Raw genomic sequence first — 24,249 nt, forward strand, 5'->3', positions numbered from 1 at the left:
GATTTTAGTGTTGTAATTTGTGAGCTATGACCTCTCGCTTTCGTCACGTCGCCCTGATCGGCAAATACCAGGCTTCCGGCGCCCGGGCGCAAGCCGATGCGCGCGACGGCGTGATGGAAGGCATTGGTGCCTTCCTCGAATCGCAGGGTTGCACGGTGTTCGTGGAGCGTTCGTCCTGCGAGGACACCGACGCGCCGCCGCACCCGCGCTACCAGGCGCTGTCGGTCGAAGAAATCGGCCAGCGCTGCGATCTCGGCCTCGTGGTCGGCGGTGACGGCACCATGCTCGGCATCGGCCGGCAGCTCGCGTGCTACGGCATTCCACTGATCGGCATCAACCGCGGCCGGCTCGGCTTCATCACCGACATTCCGCTGGACAACTACCAGGCCACGCTGATCCCGATGCTGGCCGGTGAATACGAAGAAGACCACCGCAGCCTGATGCACGCGCAGGTGATCCGCGACGAGGCCGTGGTGTTCGACGCGCTCGCGATGAACGACGTGGTGGTCAACCGCGGCGCCACCTCGGGCATGGTCGAGATGCGCGTGTCGGTGGGCCGCCATTTCGTGGCCAACCAGCGCGCCGACGGACTGATCATCGCGTCGCCCACGGGCTCGACGGCCTATGCGCTGTCGGCCGGCGGGCCATTGCTGCACCCGGCAGTGCCGGGTTGGGTGATGGTGCCGATCGCGCCGCACACGCTGTCGAACCGCCCCGTGCTGCTGCCCGATGCCGACGAGATCGTGATCGAGCTGGTGAGCGGGCGCGACGCCAGCGCCAATTTCGACATGCAGTCGCTCGCCTCGCTCGCCATCGGCGACCGCGTGGTGGTGCGCCGCTCCGACTTCCGGGTGCGCTTTCTGCACCCGCGCGGCTGGAGCTACTTCGACACGCTGCGGAAAAAACTCCATTGGAACGAAGGGGGCTCCTGAATGAAGGACCATGCCCCCCGCTTGAGGACGAACTGAGATGGCTTTGCGACGCATCGCACTGCGCGACTTCGTGATCGTGCGGTCCCTTGAACTCGATCTGTCGGCCGGCTTCACGGTGCTGACCGGGGAAACCGGCGCCGGCAAGTCCATCCTGATCGACGCGCTGCAACTGGCGCTGGGCAACCGCGCCGACGCCGGCGCCGTGCGCGAAGGCGCCGAGCGGCTCGACGTGAGCGCCGAGTTCGACGCCGACCCGGCCCTGGCCGGCTGGCTCGACGAAGGCGGCTTCGAGGTCGGCGACGGCCTGCTGCTGCGCCGCACGGTCGACCTGCAGGGACGCAGCCGCGGCTGGATCAACGGCAGCCCCGCCACCGCCACGCAACTGCGCGAACTGGGCGACCGCCTGCTCGACATTCACGGCCAGCACGCCTGGCAGAGCCTGACCCGCCCCGAGGCCGTGCGCGGGCTGCTCGACGCCTACGCTGGCGCGCGCACCGACGCGCTCGACGCCGCCTGGCACAGCTGGCGGCAGGCGCTTTCGGCACTCGAGCACGCACGCTCGGCGCAAGACTCGCTGCAGCGCGAGCGCGAGCGGCTGCAATGGCAGATCTCCGAAGTCGCGAAGCTCGCACCGGGCGCCGACGAGTGGGAAGAGCTTTCGGCACACCATTCGCGCATCTCGAACGCGCAAGCCCTCATCGACGCGGCCCAGGGCGCAAGCCAGGCGCTCGAAGACGACGACAACGGCGCCCTCGCCGCCCTCACGCGTGCCGCGACGCTGCTGCAGAACTGCGAACACATCGAGCCCGAATTCCGCACGCTGGGCGAGGTGCTGGCCTCCTGCGTGGCGCAGGCCTCGGACGCGGCCCACTCGCTGCACGGCTACCTGCGCGACGCCGACACCGATCCGAAAACCCTCGCCGAACTCGACGAACGCATGGGGCGGTGGATGTCGCTCGCGCGCCGCTACAAGCGCACGCCGGCCGAACTGCCCGCGCTGCTGGCGGGCTGGCAGGCGGAGCTGCAGGCACTCGACGCACAAAGCGACCTCGAAGGCCTGGAACGCGCCGAGCAGAACACGCAGCAGGCCTACATGAAGGAAGCCAAGGCCCTCGGCAAGATCCGCAAGCAGGCCGCGCCGCGTCTCGCCCAAGCCGTCACGCAGGCGATGCAGGGCCTGGGCATGCAGGGCGGGCGCTTCGACGTCGAGCTGCAACCGCTGGCCCAACCCGGCCGCGCCGGCCTCGAAGAAATCTCGTTCCTGGTGGCCGGCCACGCCGGCACCACGCCGCGCGCCATCGGCAAGGTGGCCTCGGGCGGCGAGCTCTCGCGCATCGCACTGGCCATTGCCGTGACGACCAGCGAACTGGGCGCCGCGCAGACGCTGATCTTCGACGAGGTCGATGCCGGCGTCGGCGGCGCTGTCGCCGAAACCGTGGGCCGCCTCATGAAACAGCTCGGCCGCGACCGCCAGGTGCTCGCCGTGACCCATCTTCCGCAAGTGGCAGCCTGCGCCGACCACCACCTCGTGGTCGCCAAGCGCCAGACGACAACCACCGGCACGGAAGGCCCGCGCACCGAAAGCGGCGTGTCGCGCCTCGCGGCCGACGACCGGGCCCGCGAAATCGCCCGCATGCTCGGCGGCGAAAAGGTCTCGGCCACCTCGCTGGCCCACGCACGCGAAATGCTCGGCCACAAGACACCGGCGACCGCTCCATGAGCATGAGCCTCGACCTCGTCCTCATCACCGGCATGTCGGGCTCCGGCAAGTCGGTGGCGCTGCACGCGCTGGAAGACGCCGGCTACTACTGCGTCGACAACCTGCCGCCCGAACTGCTCACGGCCTTCATCGCGCTGCAGCACGAACAGCAGGCCACGCGCGTGGCGATCGCGATGGACGTGCGCAGCGGCGTGTCGCTGCCGATCGTTCCGCAGCAGCTCGAAGCGCTGCGCGCCGACGGCGTCTCGCTGCGCTCGCTGTTCATCGACGCGACCACCGACGCACTGCTGCGCCGCTATTCAGAAACGCGCCGTCGCCACCCGCTCTCGCGCCAGGAAAGCCGCACCGACGTGCCCGAGCAGCACCGCGTGCTGGTGCAGGCCATCGAACTCGAACGAGAGTTGCTGGCCGACCTGCGCGACGGCGCTGACGTGATCGACACCAGCCTCATCCGCCCCGCGCAGCTGCAGAGTTACATCAAGGGGCTGATCTCCGCGCCGCAGAACGCGCTGACGCTGGTGTTCGAGTCGTTCGCCTTCAAGCGCGGCGTGCCGCTCGATGCGGACTACGTGTTCGACGTGCGCATGCTGCCCAACCCGCACTACGTGCCTGCGCTGCGCGCGCTGACGGGCCGCGATGAACCGGTGATCGAATGGCTGCGCGAGCACGACGACGTGGCGCGCATGTTCGACGACATCGAGCAGTTCCTGACGCACTGGCTCGACGCGCTGGCACGCGACCACCGCAGCTACGTGACGGTGGCCATCGGCTGCACCGGCGGGCAGCACCGGTCGGTGTTCCTGGTCGAGCAACTGGCACGCGCCTTCGGTGCCCGCTGGGGCGCGCTCAAGCGCCACCGCGAACTCGACGCCTGACGGCGGCGGCGAGGGCTGTTCAGGCCTCGGCGGCTTCCAGCAGCTTGCGCATCGGGGCGGGCAGCCCCAGCCGGCTCCACTCCTGCGCCTCGACCCAGCGCGCGCCCTCGCCTTGCGGCTGGACGCCCTGCAGCAGCACGGGATGCAGGTGCAGATCCTTGTGGGTCAGCACGTGCACGAAGGGCGGCAGCTCTTGCATGTCATGCGCGGCGCCCGACGGCAGGGCCGCGAGCAGCGCCTCGTGGCTGTCGAACACCGGCAGGCAATGCAGCCCCGCCCAGATGCCCTTGGCCGGCCGCTTCTCCAGCCACACGCGCCCTTGGGCATCGCGCGCCAGCAGCACCCACAGCGACTGAGCGCTGCGCTTGAGCTTGCGCGTCTTCACCGGATAGCGCTCGGGCGTGCCCTGGCGCAGGCCCACGCAGATGGCGTTCACCGGGCAGATCATGCAGCTGGGCTTGCGCGGCAGGCAGACCGTGGCGCCCAGGTCCATCAGGCCCTGCGTGTAGTGCGCCACCGCCTCGCGCTGACCTTCTGGCGGCAGCAGCTGCGTGGCGAGGTCCCACAGCGCACGCTCCTGCGCCGACGACGACATGTCGCCGTCGAAGCCGAGCACGCGCGTCAACACGCGCTTCACGTTGCCGTCAAGGATGGCCACGCGCTCGCCGAAACAGAAAGCCGCAATCGCCGCAGCCGTGGAGCGCCCGATGCCGGGCAAGGTCACCAGTTCGGCGGCGGTGTGCGGGAAGGCGCCGCCGAAGCGCGCGACCACCTCTTGCGCGCAGCGGTGCATGTTGCGCGCGCGGCTGTAGTAGCCCAGCCCGCTCCACAGGCCGAACACCTCGTCCTCGGTGCCGGCGGCCAGCGCCGCCACATCCGGGAAGCGTTCGAGAAAGCGCGCGAAGTAGCCCAGCACGGTCGTGACCTGGGTCTGCTGGAGCATCACTTCCGAGAGCCAGACGCGGTACGGGTCGCGCGTGTTCTGCCACGGCAGTTCGCTGCGTCCGTGGCTGCGCTGCCAGCGCACGATCTGTGCGGCGAAATCAGGGGGCAGTGACACAGATGGGGAGACGGCCGCCCGCGCGGCGGCGCGCTCAGGCCGCACGCAGTTGCTCGCCCGCGATGGCAGCGGCCGCGGCAGGCGGCTGGCTGCCGTGCTGCGCGATCAGCGAGGTGAACTCGTGCAGCCGCTCCTGCAGCGCGGCCAGGTGGCTCTCTTGCGCGGCGATTTCGGCCAACCGGTCGTCGAGGCTGCCCGCGGCGTTCTGGATGCGTTCGATCGCCTCGATGCGCTTGCTGAAATTGCGGCGGCGCTCCTTGAGCTGCGCATCGATCTGCGCGCTCGCGCCCTTGCTCCAGCGCTCGACCTCGGTCATGGCGGCTTCGTTGACGAGCCGCAGCCGGCTGGCCAGCGCACGCACCAGCTTGTCGCAGAAGTCGGCCTGCGCGAGCTTGATCAGGTTGCCCACGCCCAGGTAGTGGATGTGGCTGCGCTCGATCTGGCCCAGCTCCTGCTCGAAGCCGCTCAGGTCGGGCTCGGCCGGCGCCTGCAGCGTGAAGCCCTGCTCGGCGTTGAGCTGGCGGAAGGTGGCGTGCAGCATCGACTGGATCTCGGCCGTGGTCGCCTGCACTTCGCGCAGGTTGTTGCGCAGCGCATCGAAGGTTTCGCCGTACACCTTGCGCACGTTGAACTTGACGCCGGGGCGCTTGAGCGCCGCGGCCAGCTTGACCATGTCAGCCTTGAGCGCCGTGCGCCCAAGCACCGCGTACACCTCGCGCAGCAGCTTGCCCTGCACCGAGCGCAGCGCCAGGATGCGCGTGTTGCTGCCTTCGAATTCGGCGTGTTCCTGGTCGATGCGCGCACGCATGTGGCGGATCACCGACACGTTCTTGCCGCGCAGGCCCTGCAGTTCCAGTGCCTGCTCCGACAGGTCGCGCTGGCGCACCTTCAGCAGGCGCTCAGCCTCGGTGCGCAGCGCGGTCATGCCGGCATCGACCGCGAGCCGCAGCATGGTCTCGCGCTTGCCGAGCACGCCTTCGCCGAGCAGCGCCTCGAGCGCCGGCAGCCGGCTGGCTTCGAGCAAGGCCGCGTCGTGACCAATCTTGGCCTGCAGGCCCTTCTGCGCCGACACCGGCAGCACCTGCGCCAACGGCACCTCGAGGAGCCGGGCCGCGCCTTCGCGCTGGCGCTCGATCTGCTGCGCGATCTGCGTCGGGGTGCTCAGCGTGTCCCACAGCGTGTCGATCTTGTTGAGCACCACGAAGCGCGTGTCGTGGCTCTCGTCGCCGGTGATCAGGTGCTCGCGCCAGATCGACAGGTCGGAGCGGGTCACGCCGGTTTCGGCGCCCAGGATGAAGACGACGGCATGTGCCTGCGGGATCAGGCTCACGGTGAGCTCGGGCTCGGCACCGATCGCGTTCAGGCCGGGCGTGTCGAGGATCACGAGCCCCTGCTCCAGCAGCGGGTGCGGCATGTTCAGCACCGCATGGCGCCAGCGCGGAATTTCGACACGGCCTTCGGCGTCCTGCACCGGGTTGTCGTCAGGCGTTTCGGGGTTCCAGAAACCGAGCGCACGGGCTTCGTCCTTGCTCACCCAGCGGACTTCGGCCACCTTGCCCATGGCCTGGGCCAGTTGCTCCGCGTCTTCCACGTCGATGGGCAGTTCGGTCCAGCGCGTGGGGCGCTCGCGCCAGTGGGTGAGCGAGTGCGGTTCCAGACGGGTTTCGATGGGCAGCAGGCGCAGCTTGGGCGCCAAGGCGGCGTCGTAGCCCAGTTCGGTCGGGCACATCGTCGTGCGCCCGGCGCTGGCCGGCATGATCCGCCGTCCGTAGCCGGCGAAGAAGATCGCGTTGATCAGCTCCGACTTGCCGCGCGAGAACTCGGCCACGAAGGCCACCACGACCTTGCTGGTGCGGATCTGGTCTTCGAGTGCGCGCAGCCGTTCGGCCACGGCCTGGTCGAGCAGCTCGTTGTCGGTCAGCCAACGGGACAGCCACTGAAGGCGGCGTGCGAAGTTGCTCCGCCAGGCGCCGTGCTGATCGAGCTGTTGGTTGAAAGAGCGGCTCAAGGGGAAGATGTAAGTAAGAATTTACAAATATAACATCGCCGAATGGCGAACGGGGTACCTATAGGAGTTTGCCCCCAAGCAACCGCCACGGGTCAGCCTTCCCTAGGATTTCTGGCAATGCGGGCAGTAATAAGTAGAGCGCTGCCCCTGCTTCAACAGCCGGATCGGCGTGCTGCACACCCGGCACGGCTCGCCCGCGCGGCCATAGACGGTCGCCTCAAGCTGGAAATAGCCGTTCTGCCCGTCCACGTTCGAGAAGTCTCGCAAGGTGCTGCCGCCTTTCTCCACCGCCCGCGCCAGAATCTCGCGCACCGCCGCATGCAGCTTCGCCGCACGCGGCCGGCTGATGCGCGCCGCCAACAGCGTCGGTCGAATGCCGGCCATGAACAGCGCCTCCGACGCGTAGATGTTGCCGACGCCCACGACCACGTCGCCCGCAAGCAGCACCTGCTTGATGGCCGTGCGGCGCTTCTTCAGCCCTGCGTGGAAGGCGTCGAGGTCGAAGGCATCGCCCAGCGGCTCCATGCCCAGTCCGCCGAGCAGCTTGAGGGCCCAGGGTGCCTCTTCGTCGTCGACATAGACCACGGCGCCGAAGCGGCGCGGATCGTTCAGTCGCAGCGTCCCGAGTTCGGTGACGAGGTCGAAGTGGTCGTGCACGCCGGGCTCCGGCAGGTGGATGTCGAAGCGCAGGCTGCCCGACATGCCCAGGTGCAGCAGCAGCAGCCCGCGGTCCAGGTCGATCAGCAGGTACTTGCCGCGGCGGCGCACTTCGCGCACGCGGCGCCCGACCAGCGCCTGCGGCAGCACCATCAGCGCCCAGCGCAGCGGCTTGCCGATGCGCACGGACTCGATGCGCGCGCCGGCAATGCGGTCGGCAAAGCCGCGCCGGGTGACTTCGACTTCGGGTAGTTCAGGCATGAAAAGTAAAACTCCGGCAGCGACGAAGCCCCATGCGGCGCTCGTTCAAATGGCTGGATTATTATGATCAGATGAACCCATCGCCCCGCCGTCACCGCCTCGCGGCGGCCGCGTCTTTCGTGTTGCTTGCCTACGCAACGCAGGCCCAGTCTCTGGAACCCACCGCCGCCGGCAACCCCGCTCCCGCCATCGAGCGCACGGCGCCGCCGAAGCCGCCGGTGCGACCCCGGCCCGCCTCCACAGCCGCCAAGCCGGCCGCCGATGCCGCGCAGCCCTCGGCGCTGACGGCGGACTTGTTCTACGAAATCCTCATGGGCGAGATCACCGCCCGCTCCGGCGACCCCGGCTCCGGCTATTCGCTGGTGCTCGACGCCGCCCGGCGCCTGCGCGACGGCAAGCTGTTCCAGCGCGCGGTCGAAATTGCGCTGCAGTCGCGCTCCGGCGATGCCGCCATCTCCGCGGCGCGCGCCTGGCAGGAAGCCCTGCCCAATTCGCGCGATGCCCGGCGCATCGAGCTGCAGATCCTGATCGCGCTGAACCGCATCAGCGAAACCGTCGAGCCGCTGCGCGCCGAAGTGGCGGCCACCTCGCAGATCGAGCGCCCCCTGCTGATGGCGGTGATCGCGCGCACCTACGGCCGCGCCGCCGACAAGAAGCTGGCTGCCTCGGTGGTCGAACAGGCGCTGGTCGACGAGCTCAAGAGCCCGACGACCGGCGGACTGGCCTGGGCCACCGTGGGCCGGCTGCGCCTGAACGCCGGCGACCCCTCGGGGGCGCTGGATGCCGCGCGCAAGGGGCAGGCGATCGATCCGTCGTCCGAGGCGCCCTCGGCGCTGGCACTCGACCTCATCGATCCGGGCCAGCCGCTGGCCGAGCCGATCGTCACGCGCTACCTCGCGAGCAACCCCAAGGCCTCGCCCGACCTGCGCGTCGCCTATGCGCGCACGCTGGTCGAGAACCGCCGCTTCAGCGACGCCTCCGCACAGCTCCAGACCCTGACCACCTCGCGCCCCGAACTGGCAGAGCCCTGGCTGCTGCTCGGCAGCCTGCAGATGCAGGCCCGCCAGGAAGCGGCGGCCGAAACTTCGCTCAAGCGCTACGTCGACCTGATGACCGCGCCGGGCCAGAGCCAGGACGCCGGTGACGTCGCCGACCGCAAGCGCGGGCTGACACAGGCGTATCTCGTGCTGTCGCAGCTGGCCGAACGGCGCAAGGATTTTCAGGCGGCCGACCGCTGGGTCTCGCGCATCGACAGTTCCGACAACCAGAGCGCCATCCAGGGCCGTCGCGCCAGCCTGCTCGCCAAGCAAGGCAAGCTGCCCCAGGCCCGCGAGCTGCTGCGCGCACTGCCCGAGCGCACGGCGGACGAGCGCAAGCAGAAACTGCTCGCCGAAGCCCAGTTGCTGCGCGAAGCCAAGCAATACCAGGCTGCCTACGACCTGCTGGCCCAGGCCTCGGCCGCCGCGCCGGACGACGGCGACCTCGTCTACGACCAGGCCATGATGGCCGAGAAACTCAACCGCCTCGACGACATGGAGCGGCTGCTGCGCCGCCTGATGGCGCTCAAGCCCGAGAGCCAGAACGCCTACAACGCGCTGGGCTACTCGTTCGCCGAGCGCAAGATCCGGCTCGACGAGGCCCGCACGCTCATCCAGAAGGCGGTGCAGCTCGCGCCCGAAGACCCGTTCATCGCCGACAGCCTGGGCTGGGTCGAGTTCCGGCTCGGCAACACGGCGGAGGCGATCCGCATCCTCGAGGCGGCCTACAAGACGCGGCCCGACCCCGAGATCGGCGCGCATTTCGGTGAAGTGCTGTGGTCGGTCGGCCAGAAGGACCGCGCCGTCGCGATCTGGAAAGAGTCGCTGCTCACGGACGCCGAAAACGAGACGCTGCAGGAAACCCTCAAGCGCCTGCGCGTCAAACCCTGAATGGCATCGATCACGCACACGGCTCCCGCGCGGGGCGACGAGGCCTTCACCCGCCGCGCGGCGCTCGGCGCGGGCGGCGGCGCATTGCTGCTGTGGCTGACGGGCTGCGCCCAGCTCTCGGGCGGCTCCGCTGCCGCTCCCGGGCGATCGGCCAGCTGGAGCGGGCGCATGTCGCTGCGCATCGACAGCGAACCGGTCCAGACTTTTGCCGCCCTGTTCGAACTGCGCGGCTCGGCCGAAACCGGCGACCTGACACTGACCACGCCCATCGGCAGCACGCTCGCGCAACTGCACTGGGCGCCGGGTGAAGCCCTGCTGAAGAACGGCAGCGACACCCGCCGCTACGACTCCGTCGATGCACTGATCGAAGCCGCCACGGGCGCCGCCATTCCGGTCGGCGCGCTGTTCGGCTGGCTCGACGGCCGCGCCGACCCCGTGCCCGGCTGGCGCGCCGATCTGGGCCAGCTGTCGAACGGCCGCCTGCAGGCCACGCGCGAATCCCCCGCGCCCCGGGCCGACCTGCGCATCGTCTTCGAACGCGCATGAAGGCGATCTACGACCTGCCCGCACCGGCCAAGCTGAACCTGTTCCTGCACATCACCGGGCGGCGCGACGACGGCTATCACCTGCTGCAGTCGGTCTTCATGCTGATCGACTGGTGCGACACGCTGCACGTCGAGCTGCGACACGACGGCCAGCTCAGCCGCGAAGACCTCACCACACCGTTGCCGGCCGACGACCTCGTGCTGCGCGCAGCCCGCGCGCTGCAGGCGCACGCTGCGCCCGGCCAAGGCGCGCACATCGGCATTGCCAAGCACGTGCCGGCGCAGGCGGGCATGGGTGGTGGCTCGTCGGATGCGGCCACCTGCCTGCTCGCGCTCAACCGCCTCTGGAAGCTGAACCTGCCGCTGTCGCGCCTGGCGCAGATCGGGTTGAAGCTCGGTGCGGACGTCCCTTTTTTCCTCGGTGGGCGCAACGCATGGGTCGAGGGCATCGGCGAAGAAATCACACCGGTAAACTTGCCACCGGCGCGCTTCGTGGTGGCCAAGCCCCCCGAGGGACTCGATACCCGATTAATTTTTTCTGCGGATGATCTGGAACGAGCAACTCCTGTTGCTATAATCTCAGGCTTTGCTGCAGATAGCGAACAGCTAGAAGCCACAAACCTCGGTAACGGGGTTTACGACTTCGGTCACAACGACCTGCAGCCGGTTGCCCAACGGCTTTGCCCCGCAGTCACCGACGCCATCGAATGGCTCGGACTGCAAGGATTAAAAGCCCGGATGACCGGCTCCGGAAGTTCGGTGTTCGCAAAAATGCCGCAATCGCCGCAGCAAGCGGAACTGCTCGAAGCCCCCCGGGGATGGCAGGTTCGCCAATGCGACAATCTGGCCGTTCATCCACTCTGGGGATGGGCAGCCTGAAGAGATAATCGGAACGCTCTGCGGTTCGATGCGACATATATCGGTGGGTGGTGCAAACCATCAACCTGTGTAGGGGAGTCGCCAAGTTGGTTAAGGCACTGGATTTTGATTCCAGCATGCAAAGGTTCGAATCCTTTCTCCCCTGCCAAATCTCTCAAACTGCGGCCTGATGGCCGCAGTGCTTCTTTTGCAGTCCACCGGCTGCAATAATCGGCAGCCCACACGGGCCGCCACGACTCGAAACCTTTGGCGGCTTTCCCGCAAGCCCTTTGCACTGCCCGGACGCGCTCATGCAGGCCAATCAACCTGACTTCTTGGTTTTCACCGGCAACGCCAATCCCGGCCTTGCTGCAGAAATCGCGCACAACCTCGGCACTGCGCTGGGCGCCGCACGCGTCGGTCGCTTCTCCGACGGTGAAGTCACTGTCGAGATCAACCAGAACGTCCGAGCCCGCGACGTGTTCGTGGTGCAGTCGACCTGCGCACCGACCAACGAAAACTTGATGGAACTGCTGATCATGGTCGACGCGCTCAAGCGCGCTTCGGCCGAGCGGATCAGCGCCGTCATCCCCTACTTCGGCTACGCCCGCCAGGACCGCCGCCCGCGCTCGAGCCGCGTGCCGATCTCGGCCAAGGTGGTCGCCAACCTGCTGGAAACCGTCGGCGTCGAGCGCGTGCTCACGATGGACCTGCACGCCGACCAGATCCAGGGCTTCTTCGACATTCCGGTCGACAACATCTACGCCTCGCCCGTGCTGCTGGGCGACCTGCGCCAGAAGAACTACGAAGACCTGATCGTGGTCTCGCCCGACGTCGGCGGCGTGGTCCGCGCCCGCGCGCTGGCCAAGCAACTGAACTGCGACCTCGCCATCATCGACAAGCGCCGCCCGAAGGCCAACGTCAGCGAAGTCATGAACGTGATCGGCGAGATCGACGGCCGCAACTGCGTGATCATGGACGACATGATCGACACGGCAGGCACGCTGGTCAAAGCGGCCGAAGTGCTGAAGGAGCGCGGCGCCAAGAGCGTGTACGCCTACTGCACGCACCCGATCTTCTCGGGCCCGGCCATCGAGCGCCTCTCCAAGGGCACCGCCCTGGACGAAGTGGTCGTCACCAACACCATCCCTCTTTCCGACGCGGCCGTCGCGTGCGGAAAGATCCGCCAACTCTCCGTGGCACCGCTGATCGCCGAAACGATCCAGCGCATTGCCAAGGGCGAGTCGGTGATGAGTTTGTTCTCGGACCAGGACAACCTGTTCTGACCTGAGAGCGAAAAAGCGGGCCTCCTACGGAGGCCTTTTTGAATCGGAGTCGCACTGGTCGCGGTGGACTCTCACAGGAGCTAGTTATGAAATTCGTCGCTTATGAGCGCGCAAAGCAGGGCACGGGTGCGAGCCGCCGTCTCCGCATCACGGGCAAGACCCCGGGCATCGTCTACGGTGGTGACACCCAGCCGCAACTGATCGAAATCGATCACAACGCGCTGTGGCACGCCCTGAAGAAGGAAGCCTTCCACTCGTCGATCCTCGAAATGGACCTCGCCGGCGCCGTCACCAAGGTGCTGCTGCGCGACGTGCAATACCACCCGTTCCGCCAGCTGGTGCAACACATCGACTTCCAACGCGTCGATGCCAAGACCCGCATGAACATGAAGGTGCCGCTTCACTTCAAGGGTGAAGAAGAGTCCGACGCCGTCAAGCTGGATCACAACCTCGTGAACCACGTGATGACCGAACTGGAAATCAACTGCCTGCCGAGCGATCTGCCTGAATTCCTCGAGATCGATCTCTCGGGCCTGAAGAAGAACGCCACGCTGCACGTCAACGACATCAAGCTGCCCAAGGGCGTGAAGTTCGTGAGCCACGGCAAGACCAACCCCGTCATCGTGTCGGCCGTGCCGCCACTGGTCTCGGAAGAGCCGGCACCCGCCGCCGAAGGCGCTGCTGCCGAAGGCGCTGCCGCTGCTGGCAAGCCCGCCGCCAAGACGGCCAAGAAGAAGTAATCCTCTTTCTTTCCGTCTGCGAACAGAAGGCCCGCCTCGTGCGGGCCTTTTGCTTTGTGGGGCGGCGAGATAATTCCCGCCATGATCAAGCTGTTTGTCGGCCTCGGAAACCCGGGCCCTGAGTACGAAGCCACGCGCCACAACGCCGGCTTCTGGTGGATCGACGCGCTCGCGCGCGACTGGAAGCTCAACCTCGCGCCCGAGCGCGGCTACCACGGCCTCGCGGCGCGCGCGAACATCGGCGGCCAGAGCATCTGGCTGCTGGAGCCGCAGACCTTCATGAACCTGTCGGGCAAGTCGGTGGCCGCACTGGCGCGCTTCTTCAAGATCGCACCCGAAGAAATCCTCGTGGTGCACGACGAGCTCGACGTCGTGCCCGGCCAGGCCAAGCTCAAGTTCGGCGGCAGCCATGCGGGCCACAACGGCCTGCGCGACATCCACGCCCAGCTCGGCACCGGCGACTACTGGCGCCTGCGCCTGGGCATCGGCCATCCCGGCGTGAAGTCGGAGGTCGTCAACTGGGTGCTCAAGAAGCCGCTCAAGGAGCAACGCGAAGCCATTGAAGACGCCATCGTGCGCACCTTGCATGCCGCCCCCGCCCTGATGGCCGGCGAGATGGAAAAAGCCACGCTGATGATTCACACGAGCAAACCGCCGCGGCCCAAGCCGCCGAGGCGGGAGCCCGGCGACGGAGGCACGACGCCTGCCGCCACCTAGCCGGCCACAGGAGTGCAGGGAGGGAGAGAACTAAAAAATGAGAAGAAGAACGACGACGAAGAACAAGAAGACGGAAGAAGCCGCAACAAAGACGGCAGCAACCCGGGTGATGGCTGTCTTTGCGATCGCGCTGTCCGCAGCCGCCATGGGCGCTTCAGCCCAGACCTGGCGATGCGGCAATAGCTACTCCGATCAGCCCTGCGAAGGCGGGCGGACCGTGAAGGTGGACGACCGGCGCAACGATGCGGACCGCAAGGCGTCGGAAGACGCCGCGCGCCGCAACGAACGCAGCGCTGGCCGGCTGGCGCGCAGCCGCCAGTCGATGGAGCGGGAGGCGCTCAGTCAAGGCGGCGCCACGACCTTCGATGCGGGGCGCTTCACCACGAACGCGCAACCGCTCACGCCCGCCGAAAAGACTGCCCAGGCCCGCCAGCGCAAACACACGACCGAGCCCCGTCCGACGAGCGCGCGCTTCAACAGCCCATCGACCGGCGACGAAGCCCCGAAGGCGGCAGGCAAGAAGAAAAAGAAGAAGTAACCGTCCGGCTCAGACCGCGCCGGCAGACGACGGCGAGGCGGCATCCGACGCAGGCGGTGCCGCCTTGTCTGCCGTGAGGCGCACGTACTTCTGCAGCAGCGTCTCGCGGGTCTCCACATGGTCCGGGTTCACCGGGATGCAGGCCACCGGGCAGATCTGCACGCACTGCGGCTCGTCGAAGTGGCCGACGCACTCGGTGCACTTGTGCGGATCGATCTCGTAGAACTCGGCGCCCATGTAGATCGCATCGTTCGGGCACTCGGGCTCGCAGACATCGCAGTTGATGCATTCGTCGGTGATCATGAGAGCCATCCCCCGATTATCGGCGGACCGAGCGAACGCCCGGCCGCGAGCCTTGCGGAGCCCCCGCCAGCGTCAGGGCGGTCCGGCGAGCAGCGACAAAGTTCACAGTCGAGGCACGGTTGTTGCACCAGTCAGTTATGCTGCGGCCCGCCCCATGAGTCTGTTTCTATTCAAGCGCATCGCCACGCTGATCGGCACCCTGATCGGCGCCTCGGTCATCGTTTTCCTGGTCCTCGAGATCCTGCCCGGCAATGCCGCGCAGATGCTCATGGGCCCCGACGCCTCGCCCGATGCCGTCGCGGCCCTGGCCACCAAGCTCGGCCTCGATCAGCCCGCGTGGACCCGCTACTGGCACTGGATCGCCGGCATGCTCACCGGCAACCTCGGTGACAGCTACGCCTACAGCTCGCCCGTCATCGACCTGATCCTGGAGCGCCTGGCCCTCACCGTGCCGCTGGCCGTGATGGCGATGAGCCTGACGGTCGTGATCGCATTACTGGTCGGCGTCACAGCCGCCGCCCGCCACAACAAGCTCGGCGACGTCGGCCTCATGGGCATGGCGCAGGTCGGCATCGCCATTCCCAACTTCTGGTTCGCGATCCTGCTGATCCTCGTGTTCTCGGTGCAGCTGCAGTGGTTCTCCGCCGGCGGCTTCGAGGGTTGGGGTGAAGGCATCTTCGCGGGATTGAAATCGCTGCTGTTGCCGGCCTTGTCGCTGGCCGTGGTGCAAGCGGCGATCCTCGCGCGCATCACACGCTCGGCCGTGCTCGAGGTGATGCGCGAAGACTTCGTTCGCACCGCACGCGCCAAGGGCGTGTCGCAACGCATGGTGCTCTGGACCCACGTGCTGCGCAACGCGATGATCCCCGTCATCACCGTCATGGGCATGCAGTTCTCGGAGCTGCTGGCCGGCACCATCGTGGTGGAGAACGTGTTCTACCTGCCGGGCCTGGGCCGCCTGATCTTCCAGGCCATCAGCAACCGCGACCTGATCGTGGTGCGCAACTGCGTGATGCTGCTCGCGGCGATGGTGGTCATCGTGAACTTCGTGGTCGATGTGCTGTATGCCGTGATCGACCCGCGCATCAAGGCGAGCGACGTATGAGCACGACCACCATTCCCAGCGCTGCCGCGCTCAAGGTGCCGGGCTTCTGGCACCGCGCCCTGCACCACCGCAGCTTCGTCATCGGCGGCGTGCTGAGCCTGCTGCTGTTGATCGCTGCCGTGCTTTCCCTGGTCTGGACGCCCTGGTCGCCCTACGCGATGGACATGCCGAACAAGATGCAGGGCCCCTCGGCCACGCACTGGCTCGGCACCGACGCGTTCGGACGCGACGTGGCCTCGCTGCTGCTGGTGGGTGCGCGCGCGTCCATCCTGGTGGGCGTGATCGCCGTCGGCATCGGCCTCGTCGTCGGGACCGCGCTGGGCCTGCTCGCTGCTGCGAGGCGCGGCTGGATCGAAGAAGCGGTGATGCGCCTCTCGGACTTCACGCTCGCCTTCCCCGCCATCCTCTCGGCCATCATGATGACCGCCGTGTTCGGTGCAGGCATCGTCAACGCGATCGTCGCGATCGGCATCTACAACATCCCGACCTTCGCGCGCATCACGCGCGCTTCGGCCAACGCGATCTGGTCGCGCGAGTACGTGGCCGCGGCACGCGCCTGCGGCAAAGGCAGCTTCGCGATCACGATGCAGCACGTGCTGCCCAACATCTCGGCCGTGCTGATCGTGCAGATCACGATCCGCTTCGCCATCGCGATCCTGGCCGAAGCGGCGCTGTCGTATCTCGGCCTCGGCACGCAACCGCCGCAGCCCTCGTGGGGCCGCATGCTCAGCGAAGCCCAGACCCTCATGTTCCAGCAGCCTTTGCTCGCGGTGTTCCCCGGCATGGCCATCGCCCTTGCGGTGCTCGGCCTGAACCTGATGGGCGACGGCCTGCGCGACCTGCTCGATCCGCGCCTGGCGCGCGCAAGGTAGCAAGCACGTCATGGCGCTTCTCGAAGTCAACGACCTCCACATCGGCCTGCAGACGCAACGCGGCCCGGCCGAAGCTGTGCGCGGCATTTCCTTCTCGCTGGAGCGCGGCGAAACGCTGGGCATCGTCGGTGAATCAGGCTGCGGCAAATCGATCACCGTGATGTCGCTCATGGGCCTGCTGCCTTCGACCGCCAAGGTCACGGGCAGCATTCGCTTCGACGGCACCGAGCTGGTCGGGCGCGACGAAAAAGACATGTGCCAGATCCGCGGCAACCGCATCGGCATGATCTTCCAGGAGCCGATGACGGCGCTGAACCCCGTGCACACCATCGTGCGCCAGGTCGGCGAGCCGCTGCGGCTGCACCGCGGCCTGTCGAAGGCCGAAGCGCGCAAGGAAGTGCTCGCGCTGCTCGACCGTGTCGGCATTCCCGACGCCGCCTCGCGCCTCGACGCGTATCCGCACCAGTTCTCCGGTGGGCAGCGCCAGCGCATCGGCATCGCGATGGCACTGGCCTGCGGGCCCGACCTGCTGATTGCCGATGAGCCCACCACCGCGCTCGACGTGACGATCCAGAAGCAGATCCTCGAACTCATCCAGGGCCTCGTGGCCGAGCGCGGCATGGCGCTGATCCTCATCTCGCACGACCTCGGCGTGATCTCGCAGACAGTCTCGAAGATGCTCGTGATGTACGGCGGCAGCGTGGTCGAGAGCGGCCCGACCGATGCCGTGTTCGCCAAGCGCGCCCACCCCTACACCCAGGGCCTGTTCGCCGCGCGCCCCGCCATCGGCGCACCACGCGGCCTGCGCCTGGCGACCATCCGCGGCAGCGTGCCCGAGCTGGTCGACCTGCCGCCGGGCTGCCCGTTCGCGGGCCGCTGCGCCTACACAGTGGATGCCTGCCACGCCACGCGGCCGTCGGCCACGGTGCTGCCGCCGGACCACGCAGTGCGCTGCATCCGTCTCGAAGAAATTGCGGCCGAACAAGCCGTTGCGCCATGAATTCATCGCCCCCGCTGCTGCAGGTGACCGACCTCGTGCGGCACTACGCATTGCCGCGCGAAAAGCTCTTCGGCCCGCCGCCCACCGTGAAGGCGCTCAACGGCGTGAGCTTCGAGGTGCAGGCCGGCAAGAGCCTGGGCATCGTCGGTGAATCGGGTTCGGGCAAGTCGACCATCGCGCGCCTCGTGATGGCGCTGGACACGCCCACCTCGGGCAGCGTCGCGCTCGAAGGCCGCAACCTGCACACGCTCTCGAAGGCCGACCTGCGCACCGCGCGGCGCGACTTCCAGATGGTGTTCCAAGACCCCTACGGCTCGCTCGACCCGCGCCAGACCGTCGCACGCATCGTAGCCGAACCGCTCGAAGCACTCGCGCAAACCAGCCGTGCCGAACAGCGCGAGCGCGCATCGGAAGCGCTCGCTGCCGTCGGCCTGCGCACCACCGACCTCGACAAGTACCCGCACGAGTTCTCGGGCGGCCAACGCCAGCGCATCGCCATCGCACGTGCGCTCATCACGCGCCCCAAGCTCATCGTGGCCGACGAGCCCGTGAGCGCGCTCGACGTGTCCGTGCAGGCCCAGGTGCTCAACCTCATGCAGGACCTGCAGCAGCAGTTCGGCATCAGCTATTTGCTCATCAGCCACGACCTCGCGGTGGTCAACCACCTGTGCGACGACGTGTGCGTGGTGTTCAAAGGCCAGATCGTGGAGCAGGGACCGCCGGCCGATCTGTTCCACCATGCACAGCACCCGTACACCCGCACCTTGCTGTCGGCGGTGCTGCACACGCCGCCCGGCGGCACGCTGCGCGCGGCCTGAAGTCTCGGGGCGCGGCCTCGGACACATCGGTCATGAGCATCTGGTGGCGCGAGGCCCAGGCTTCGCGCAAGATCGCTCGCCCATCCGGGAACGTCCCGAGGAAATACCGCCCGCGCCGGCGCGCACCGGAGGGCCTGCTGCGAGAGAATGATTCGCTGCACGTGGCATCTTTCGTGCTGTGTGTCTTTCTTTCGTGGCGCTGCGCTTCCCCCTGGGGCACGGTGCGCGCCGAAGCAGTCATTCGACATTGACCGTTTTCCGGAGATCACCCCGTATGTTGAACCGTCGCACCCTCCTTACCACCGCCGGCGCCACTGTCGCCCTGGCCACTCCGCTGGCCGGCATGGCGCAGGGCCGGAAGGACGCCATCGTGATCGGCATGGCCCTGGAGCCGCCGGGCCTGGACCCGACCACCGGCGCCGCCGCCGCCATTGCCGAGGTCGTGCAATACAACATCCTGGAAACGCTGACCAAGATCAACGTCGACGGCAGCGTCACGCCGCTCTTGGCCGAGAGCTGGGAAATCTCGCCCGACCTCAAGACCTACACCTTCAAGCTACGCAAGGGCGTCAAGTTCCAGAACGGCGAGCCCTTCAACGCCTCCACCGTCAAGTTCGCGTTCGACCGCGCCGGCGGCGAGAAGAGCACCAACAAGGACAAGCGCACCTTCGCCAACCTCGCCACGCAAGTGGTCGACGAGCACACGGTCGTGGTCATCAACAAGGAGATCGACCCCGACCTGCCCTTCGTGCTGGGCCAGGCCACGGCCGCCATCGTCGAGCCCAAGAGCGTCGACACCAACGCCACCAAGCCGATCGGCACCGGCCCCTACAAGCTGGACAGCTGGGCCAAGGGCTCGTCGATCACGCTGAGCAAGTGGGAAGGCTTCCGCGCCCCCGCCGTCGCGAAGATCAACAAGGTCACCTTCCGCTTCATCTCGGACACCGCCGCGCAGGCCGCCGCCGTGCTCTCGGGCGACGTCGATGTGTTCACGCGCATCGGCACGCGCGCCGTGCCGCAGTTCCGCAACAACCCGCAGTTCCAGACCATCCTGGCCGGTTCGCGCGCCAAGACCATCCTCTCGATCAACAACAAGAAGAAGCCGCTCGACGACGTGCGCGTGCGCCGCGCGATCCTCGCGGCCATCGACCGCAAGGCCTTCATCGAGGGCGCGGCCGACGGCCTGGGCGTGCCGATCGGCAGCCACTACGTGCCGGGCGCCGCGGGCTATGTCGACACCACGGGCATCAACCCCTTCGACATCGAGAAGGCCAAGAAGCTGCTCGCCGAAGCCGGCGTGAAGACCCCGCTCGAACTGCGCATGACCCTGCCCCCGCCGCCGTATGCGCGCCAGGGCGGCGAAGTCATCGTGGCCCAGCTCGCCAAGATCGGCATCAACGTGAAGATCCAGAACGTCGAGTGGGCGCAATGGCTCAGCGGCACCTACGGCAACAAGGACTACGACCTGTCGATCATTTCGCACGTCGAGCCCTTCGACCTCGGCAACTACGCCAAGCCCGACTACTACTGGGGCTACCAGTCGAAGGCCTTCGACACGCTGTTCGACAAGATCAAGTCCACCGGCAACGCGGCCGAGCGCAACAAGCTGCTGGGCGAGGCGCAGAAGCTGCTGGCCACCGACGCGGCCAACGGCTTCCTCTACCAGCCGCAGTTCCCGACCGTGGCCAAGAAGAACGTCAAAGGCCTCTGGAAAGAGAACCCGATCTTCGTGAACGACCTGTCCGCGCTGTCGTGGGGATGAGCCCCGCAGTGTCTGACCCTTCATTGCCTTCGTTGAGCGACCTGTCGGCGCAGGAACTGTCCGCGGCCTACCGCGAGAAGCGCCTGTCGCCGGTCGAGGTAACGCGCGCCGTCATCGCGCGCATCGAGCACTGCGAGCCCCGTCTGCAGGCCACGTGGCTGTTCCGGCCCGAGGCTGCGCTGGAACAGGCGCGTGCCTCGGAGCAACGCTGGCAGCGCGGCGATGCGCGCGGTCCGCTCGACGGCGTGCCGACCACCATCAAGGAAAACATCGCCACGCGCGGTGACCCGCTGCCCGCGGGCACGGCTGCCGTCGACCTCATGCCCGCCGCCGCCGACGCCCCGCCGGCTGCACGCCTGAAGGAAGCCGGCGCCGTCATCGTCAGCAAGACCACCATGCCCGACTACGGCATGTTGTCGTCGGGCCTGTCGAGCTTTCACACGCTCGCACGCAACCCTTGGGACCTGAGCCGCACGCCGGGCGGTTCCAGCGCCGGCGCCGGTGCCGCCGCGGCCGCGGGCTACGGCCCGCTGCACCTGGGCACCGACATCGGCGGCTCGCTGCGGCTGCCCGCCAGCTGGTGCGGCATCTTCACGCTCAAGCCCAGCCTGGGACGCATCCCGATCGATCCGCCCTACATGGGCCGCGCCGCCGGCCCCATGACGCGCACCGTCGGCGACGCCGCGCTCATGATGCAGGCGCTGGCCCGGCCCGACGCGCGCGACAGCATGAGCCTGCCCGCGCAGGACATCGACTGGGCCGCGTTCGACGTCGCGCCCGACCACCTGCGCGGCCTGCGCATCGGGCTGCTGCTCGACGCCGGCTGCGGCCTCGCGGTCGAACCCGAGATCCAGGCGGCCGTCGAGCTGGCCGCGCGCCTGTTCGAAAAGGCCGGCGCCATCGTCGAGCCGATGCAGCCCTTCATGTCGCAGGCCCTGCTCGACGGCATGGACCACCTGTGGCGCATGCGCTCGCTCGTGGACCTGAAGGCCCTGCGCCCCGACCAGCGCGCCAAGGTGCTGCCCTACATCCGCGAATGGGCCGAGAGCGCTGCCGAGTTCAGCGGCGAGCATGTGTTCCGCAGCTTCAGCCAGTTCCACGCGACGCGCGTCACGACGGTGAACGCCTGCGCGCGCTTCGACTACGTGATCTCGCCGGTGTCGCCCAACATGCCCGCGGCGGCCGAGGCGCCCTCGCCCACCAACGACCCGCTGCGGCCGCTGGAACACATCGGCTTCACCGTGCCGTTCAACATGTCGGAGCAACCGGCCGCATCGGTGAACTGCGGGTACTCGGCCGGCGGGCTGCCGATCGGGCTGCAGATTGCGGGACAGCGCTTCGACGACCTCGGCGTGCTGCGCGTGGCGCGCGCGTTCGAGCAGATCCGGGAAGTGCAGCGGCCCTGGCCGCTGATCTGAGCGCGCGGGGCCTGAAGGTCTTCAGGCCAGCTGCGACGACAGCATCTCCCGCGCCCGCGTCACGAACGCGGTCTCGCCCCGCCGCGCGGGCAACCACTGGAACGCCACGCGGGGCAGCGCCGGCAACCCATGCGGCGGCGCCAGCCTCGCGATGCCGTCGCCGATCGCCGATTCGTTGAGGCAGGCCACGCCCAGGCCCGCCGCCAGCGCCGACTGAAGGCCCGCCACGCCTGACGCGACGTGCGCCAGCACGTAGGGCACGCGGCGGCGGCGCAGCAGGGCGACGGTGAACTGGTGCAGCGAGCAGGTGTCGGGCAGCGCCAGCAACCGCACGGGCTCGCCACGCACCACGCGCAAGCCGGCCGCGCCGAGCCACGCCAGCGATTCGCGCCGCAGCACGCCGCCGCTGCCGGTCGCTGCGGCCTTGGCGCCCGCGATGTTCATCGCCAGCCCCACGTCGAAATCGCCATGCGCATACGCGGCGCGCAGCGCGTCGCTCTTCAGGATGGTCACGTGCAGCCGCACCTGCGGATAGCGTTCGCCGAGCCGGCCCAGCAGGCGGGTGAGGTCGCCGGGGCGGAAGTAGTCGGTCACGGCCAGCCGCAGCTCGCCCTGCAAGGTTTCGCCGCGCAGGTCGCGAAAGGCCTCGTCGCTCAGCGCGAGGAGGCGCCGTGCGTGGCCCAGCAGCCGCATGCCGGCCTCGGTGGGCGCGACGCCGGCCTTGCTGCGGGTCAGCAGCGACTGGCCGGCGCGCTCCTCGAGCTTGCGGATCTGTTCGCTCACCGAGGACTGCGACAGGTACACGCGCGGCGCCGCGGCCGTGAGGCTGCCGGCGTCGGCCACCGCCACCAGGGTGCGCAACTGTTCGAGGTCGAAGCCTTGCATGGTGCCTGCCTATCCATTCGTCGATCCGATGGATTCCATCATATCTTCCCGCTTTTCCGATGATAAGGCGATGCCCACAATCACCCCATCGACCACCCGTTCTTCACCCCCCAAAGGAGTTCACCATGCCCCACATCGTCGTCCACCTCTCCGGCCAGCCTGACGCCGCCCTCACCCGCAAGACCGTCGGCACGGTCGCCGAGCTCACGCAGAGCGTGCTCGGCAAGGCGCTGCCGGTCATCGCCATCACGGTGCAGTACATCGCCGCCGACAGCTGGTTCATCGGCGGGCAGTCGCTGGCCGAACTCGGCCAATCGGCCTTCCACCTGGACATCAGCGTGACCGACGAGACCAACACCAAGGCCGAGAAGGCACGCTACCTGCGCGAGGTGTACACGGCCATGGCGGCCTTGCGGCCCAACCTGCACGAGGTCTCGTACATCCACGTGATCGATGCGCGCGGCGCAGCCTACGGCTACGGCGGCAAGACGCAGGAGTACCGCCACCAGCAAGCAGGTGTCTAGGGCGTCTAGGGCGTCTGACAAGGACTTGAAAGACGCCGAGGGGGCGTGGCACCATGCCGCCATGCCCTCCCACGGAACCCCGCCCGCCGCCGACAGCCTCGGCAATCCGCTCACACTCGACGACGCCGCCAGCATTGCGCTGGTCGACGACTTCGTCATGGGCTTCATTTCGACCGAGGCGCGCGCCGTGAACCTGCTGGCGCTGGCCGAGCGCGATGCCAGCCCGATCGTGCAGGCCTACTGCGCGACGCTGCACCTGTTCGCCGAATCGCGCGAGGCTGCGGCCAATGCGCGGCCCTTCCTCGACAAGGCGCGCGCCGGCGCCGACCGCACCACGCCGCGCGAACGGCGCTACATCGCCGCGGTCGAAGCCTGGGCCGACGGCGACATCGCACGCTCCATTGCGTTGCATGCCGAGCAGGCCCGCGAGCATCCACGCGACCTGGTGTCGGTCAAGCTCGGCCAGTACCACTGCTTCAACACCGGCGACTGCCCCGGCATGCTGCGGCTCGCGCTTGCGGCGCTGCCGGCCACGGCCGAGGTGCCCTACGTGCACGGCATGGCGGCCTTCGGCTACGAGCAGTGCCACCTGCTGCGCGAGGCCGAAGCCAGCGCGCGCCGTGCGATCGGCCTGTGCCGCAAGGAGCCCTGGGCGCACCATGCGCTGGCGCACGTGATGCTCACCGAAGGCCGGCTGGCCGAGGGGCTGGCGTTCATGCACAGCGTGAGCGACACCTGGACCGGGCTCAACTCCTTCATGGTCACGCACAACTGGTGGCACGTGGCGCTGTTCCTCATCGACCTGGGCCGCGACGCCGAAGCACTCGCGGTGTACGACGAGCACGCCTGGGGCGTGGTGAAGGACTACTCGCAGGACCAGATCGGCGCCGTGTCGTTGCTTGCGCGGCTCGAGCTCGCGGGCATCGACGTCGGTGCGCGCTGGGACGACGTGGCCGATCACCTGCGGCAGCGCCAGGCCGACCACGTGCTGCCCTTTCTCGACCTGCAGTACCTCTACGGCCTGGCGCGTGCCGGCCGGCCCGAGGCGCAGGTGCTGCTGCACAACATCGAGGCCTTCGCGCCCGTCGCGCCGGCCTCCACGCGCGCCGCGTGGCAGCGCGTGTGCGTGCCGGCCGCGCGCGGCCTCGTGGCCCATGCGCGCGGCGATGTGGCGAGCGCGGTCGAGGGCCTGGGTGTCGCGCTGCCACGCATGATCGAGATCGGCGGCAGCCATGCGCAGCGCGACCTGTTCGAGCAGCTGTACCTCGACGCGCTGGTGCGCACCGGCACCGAGTCCGCACTCGCAGGCGCGCAAGGCCTGTTGCAGCAGCAACTCAACGGCCAGCCCGAATCGCTGCGGCTGCGGCGGCAGACGAATGCGGTCTACGCGCGGCTGGGACTCGGGCAACTCACCAGGGCGTGAGCGCGTCGCCACCC

General features: G+C 68.2%; 23 protein-coding genes and 1 tRNA gene. 19 read left to right on the forward strand and 5 right to left on the reverse strand.

Features of this window, described 5'->3' with window-relative positions:
* Window positions 1-26: 26 nt before the first annotated feature.
* The 3 genes from RZE79_RS25280 to rapZ are packed head-to-tail and all read left to right on the forward strand — an operon-like array spanning window position 27 to window position 3,527.
* On the forward strand, window positions 27-932 hold the full coding sequence (locus RZE79_RS25280) for an NAD kinase (protein ID WP_056573377.1): 906 nt from the start codon (window positions 27-29) through the stop codon (window positions 930-932).
* Between the two features lie 37 nt (window positions 933-969).
* Complete coding sequence (gene recN, locus RZE79_RS25285; protein ID WP_319357323.1) at window positions 970-2,652, forward strand: DNA repair protein RecN; 1,683 nt, start codon at window positions 970-972, stop codon at window positions 2,650-2,652.
* A 2-nt stretch (window positions 2,653-2,654) separates the two neighbouring features.
* Complete coding sequence (rapZ, locus tag RZE79_RS25290; RefSeq protein WP_319361288.1) at window positions 2,655-3,527, forward strand: RNase adapter RapZ; 873 nt, start codon at window positions 2,655-2,657, stop codon at window positions 3,525-3,527.
* Window positions 3,528-3,546: 19 nt separating this feature from the next.
* Here the strand turns inward: rapZ and mutY are convergent, their stop codons facing one another.
* The 3 genes from mutY to mutM form a co-directional block, all read right to left on the reverse strand.
* Window positions 3,547-4,581 (reverse strand): A/G-specific adenine glycosylase, encoded by a 1,035-nt coding sequence (gene mutY / locus RZE79_RS25295; RefSeq protein ID WP_319361290.1) that lies wholly within the window; start codon window positions 4,579-4,581, stop codon window positions 3,547-3,549.
* A gap of 40 nt (window positions 4,582-4,621) precedes the next feature.
* A complete protein-coding gene (locus RZE79_RS25300; RefSeq protein WP_319357324.1) occupies window positions 4,622-6,595 on the reverse strand; it encodes a dynamin family protein in 1,974 nt (657 codons plus the stop codon).
* A 102-nt stretch (window positions 6,596-6,697) separates the two neighbouring features.
* Window positions 6,698-7,513 (reverse strand): bifunctional DNA-formamidopyrimidine glycosylase/DNA-(apurinic or apyrimidinic site) lyase, encoded by an 816-nt coding sequence (gene mutM, locus RZE79_RS25305; RefSeq protein ID WP_319357325.1) that lies wholly within the window; start codon window positions 7,511-7,513, stop codon window positions 6,698-6,700.
* Window positions 7,514-7,584: 71 nt separating this feature from the next.
* Between mutM and RZE79_RS25310 the strand changes: the two genes are divergently transcribed.
* From RZE79_RS25310 to RZE79_RS25345, 8 genes are all read left to right on the forward strand, one after another.
* The gene (locus RZE79_RS25310) at window positions 7,585-9,441 is read left to right on the forward strand and encodes a tetratricopeptide repeat protein (protein WP_319357326.1); all 1,857 of its coding nucleotides are present in this window, start codon (window positions 7,585-7,587) and stop codon (window positions 9,439-9,441) included.
* Window positions 9,442-9,987, forward strand: coding sequence for a lipoprotein insertase outer membrane protein LolB (locus tag RZE79_RS25315; protein WP_319357327.1), 546 nt, complete (start codon window positions 9,442-9,444; stop codon window positions 9,985-9,987).
* A complete protein-coding gene (gene ispE / locus RZE79_RS25320) occupies window positions 9,984-10,865 on the forward strand; it encodes a 4-(cytidine 5'-diphospho)-2-C-methyl-D-erythritol kinase (protein WP_319357328.1) in 882 nt (293 codons plus the stop codon). The genes RZE79_RS25315 and ispE overlap by 4 nt, the downstream gene beginning before the upstream one ends.
* Window positions 10,866-10,936: 71 nt before the next feature.
* Window positions 10,937-11,013 (forward strand) — tRNA-Gln (locus tag RZE79_RS25325).
* A gap of 142 nt (window positions 11,014-11,155) precedes the next feature.
* Window positions 11,156-12,130, forward strand: a complete 975-nt coding sequence (locus tag RZE79_RS25330) for a ribose-phosphate pyrophosphokinase (RefSeq protein WP_319357329.1) — start codon at window positions 11,156-11,158, stop codon at window positions 12,128-12,130.
* 86 nt (window positions 12,131-12,216) lie between these two features.
* A complete protein-coding gene (locus RZE79_RS25335; protein WP_153282216.1) occupies window positions 12,217-12,870 on the forward strand; it encodes a 50S ribosomal protein L25/general stress protein Ctc in 654 nt (217 codons plus the stop codon).
* Window positions 12,871-12,951: 81 nt separating this feature from the next.
* Window positions 12,952-13,587 (forward strand): aminoacyl-tRNA hydrolase, encoded by a 636-nt coding sequence (gene pth, locus RZE79_RS25340; RefSeq protein ID WP_319357330.1) that lies wholly within the window; start codon window positions 12,952-12,954, stop codon window positions 13,585-13,587.
* A gap of 109 nt (window positions 13,588-13,696) precedes the next feature.
* Complete coding sequence (locus tag RZE79_RS25345; protein ID WP_319357331.1) at window positions 13,697-14,125, forward strand: hypothetical protein; 429 nt, start codon at window positions 13,697-13,699, stop codon at window positions 14,123-14,125.
* Between the two features lie 9 nt (window positions 14,126-14,134).
* Here the strand turns inward: RZE79_RS25345 and RZE79_RS25350 are convergent, their stop codons facing one another.
* Window positions 14,135-14,437 carry a YfhL family 4Fe-4S dicluster ferredoxin gene (locus RZE79_RS25350; RefSeq protein ID WP_099792625.1) on the reverse strand — a complete coding sequence of 101 codons (303 nt, stop codon included), beginning with the start codon at window positions 14,435-14,437 and terminating at the stop codon, window positions 14,135-14,137.
* 145 nt (window positions 14,438-14,582) lie between these two features.
* Between RZE79_RS25350 and RZE79_RS25355 the strand changes: the two genes are divergently transcribed.
* From RZE79_RS25355 to RZE79_RS25380, 6 genes are all read left to right on the forward strand, one after another.
* Window positions 14,583-15,533, forward strand: coding sequence for an ABC transporter permease (locus RZE79_RS25355; protein ID WP_192193539.1), 951 nt, complete (start codon window positions 14,583-14,585; stop codon window positions 15,531-15,533).
* On the forward strand, window positions 15,530-16,405 hold the full coding sequence (locus tag RZE79_RS25360; protein WP_319357332.1) for an ABC transporter permease: 876 nt from the start codon (window positions 15,530-15,532) through the stop codon (window positions 16,403-16,405). The genes RZE79_RS25355 and RZE79_RS25360 overlap by 4 nt, the downstream gene beginning before the upstream one ends.
* A 10-nt stretch (window positions 16,406-16,415) precedes the next feature.
* Complete coding sequence (locus RZE79_RS25365) at window positions 16,416-17,405, forward strand: ABC transporter ATP-binding protein (protein ID WP_319357333.1); 990 nt, start codon at window positions 16,416-16,418, stop codon at window positions 17,403-17,405.
* Window positions 17,402-18,223, forward strand: a complete 822-nt coding sequence (locus RZE79_RS25370) for an ATP-binding cassette domain-containing protein (protein ID WP_319357334.1) — start codon at window positions 17,402-17,404, stop codon at window positions 18,221-18,223. The genes RZE79_RS25365 and RZE79_RS25370 overlap by 4 nt, the downstream gene beginning before the upstream one ends.
* 274 nt (window positions 18,224-18,497) lie before the next feature.
* The gene (locus RZE79_RS25375; RefSeq protein ID WP_319357335.1) at window positions 18,498-19,985 is read left to right on the forward strand and encodes an ABC transporter substrate-binding protein; all 1,488 of its coding nucleotides are present in this window, start codon (window positions 18,498-18,500) and stop codon (window positions 19,983-19,985) included.
* Window positions 19,982-21,403: an amidase gene (locus RZE79_RS25380; protein ID WP_373696506.1), complete on the forward strand. Its 1,422-nt coding sequence runs from the start codon at window positions 19,982-19,984 to the stop codon at window positions 21,401-21,403. The genes RZE79_RS25375 and RZE79_RS25380 overlap by 4 nt, the downstream gene beginning before the upstream one ends.
* 21 nt (window positions 21,404-21,424) lie before the next feature.
* Here the strand turns inward: RZE79_RS25380 and RZE79_RS25385 are convergent, their stop codons facing one another.
* On the reverse strand, window positions 21,425-22,288 hold the full coding sequence (locus RZE79_RS25385; protein ID WP_319357337.1) for a LysR substrate-binding domain-containing protein: 864 nt from the start codon (window positions 22,286-22,288) through the stop codon (window positions 21,425-21,427).
* Between the two features lie 125 nt (window positions 22,289-22,413).
* Here RZE79_RS25385 and RZE79_RS25390 point away from each other — a divergent pair, with 125 nt between their 5' ends.
* Together RZE79_RS25390 and RZE79_RS25395 are read left to right on the forward strand one after the other, a co-directional pair.
* Window positions 22,414-22,812, forward strand: coding sequence for a 4-oxalocrotonate tautomerase (locus tag RZE79_RS25390; protein ID WP_319357338.1), 399 nt, complete (start codon window positions 22,414-22,416; stop codon window positions 22,810-22,812).
* A 61-nt stretch (window positions 22,813-22,873) separates the two neighbouring features.
* Window positions 22,874-24,235, forward strand: coding sequence for a tetratricopeptide repeat protein (locus RZE79_RS25395; protein WP_319357339.1), 1,362 nt, complete (start codon window positions 22,874-22,876; stop codon window positions 24,233-24,235).
* The last annotated feature ends 14 nt before the right edge of the window (window positions 24,236-24,249 follow it).

Origin of the sequence: Variovorax sp. EBFNA2, from assembly GCF_033802765.1 — a bacterium.
GTDB lineage: Bacteria > Pseudomonadota > Gammaproteobacteria > Burkholderiales > Burkholderiaceae_C > Variovorax > Variovorax paradoxus_H.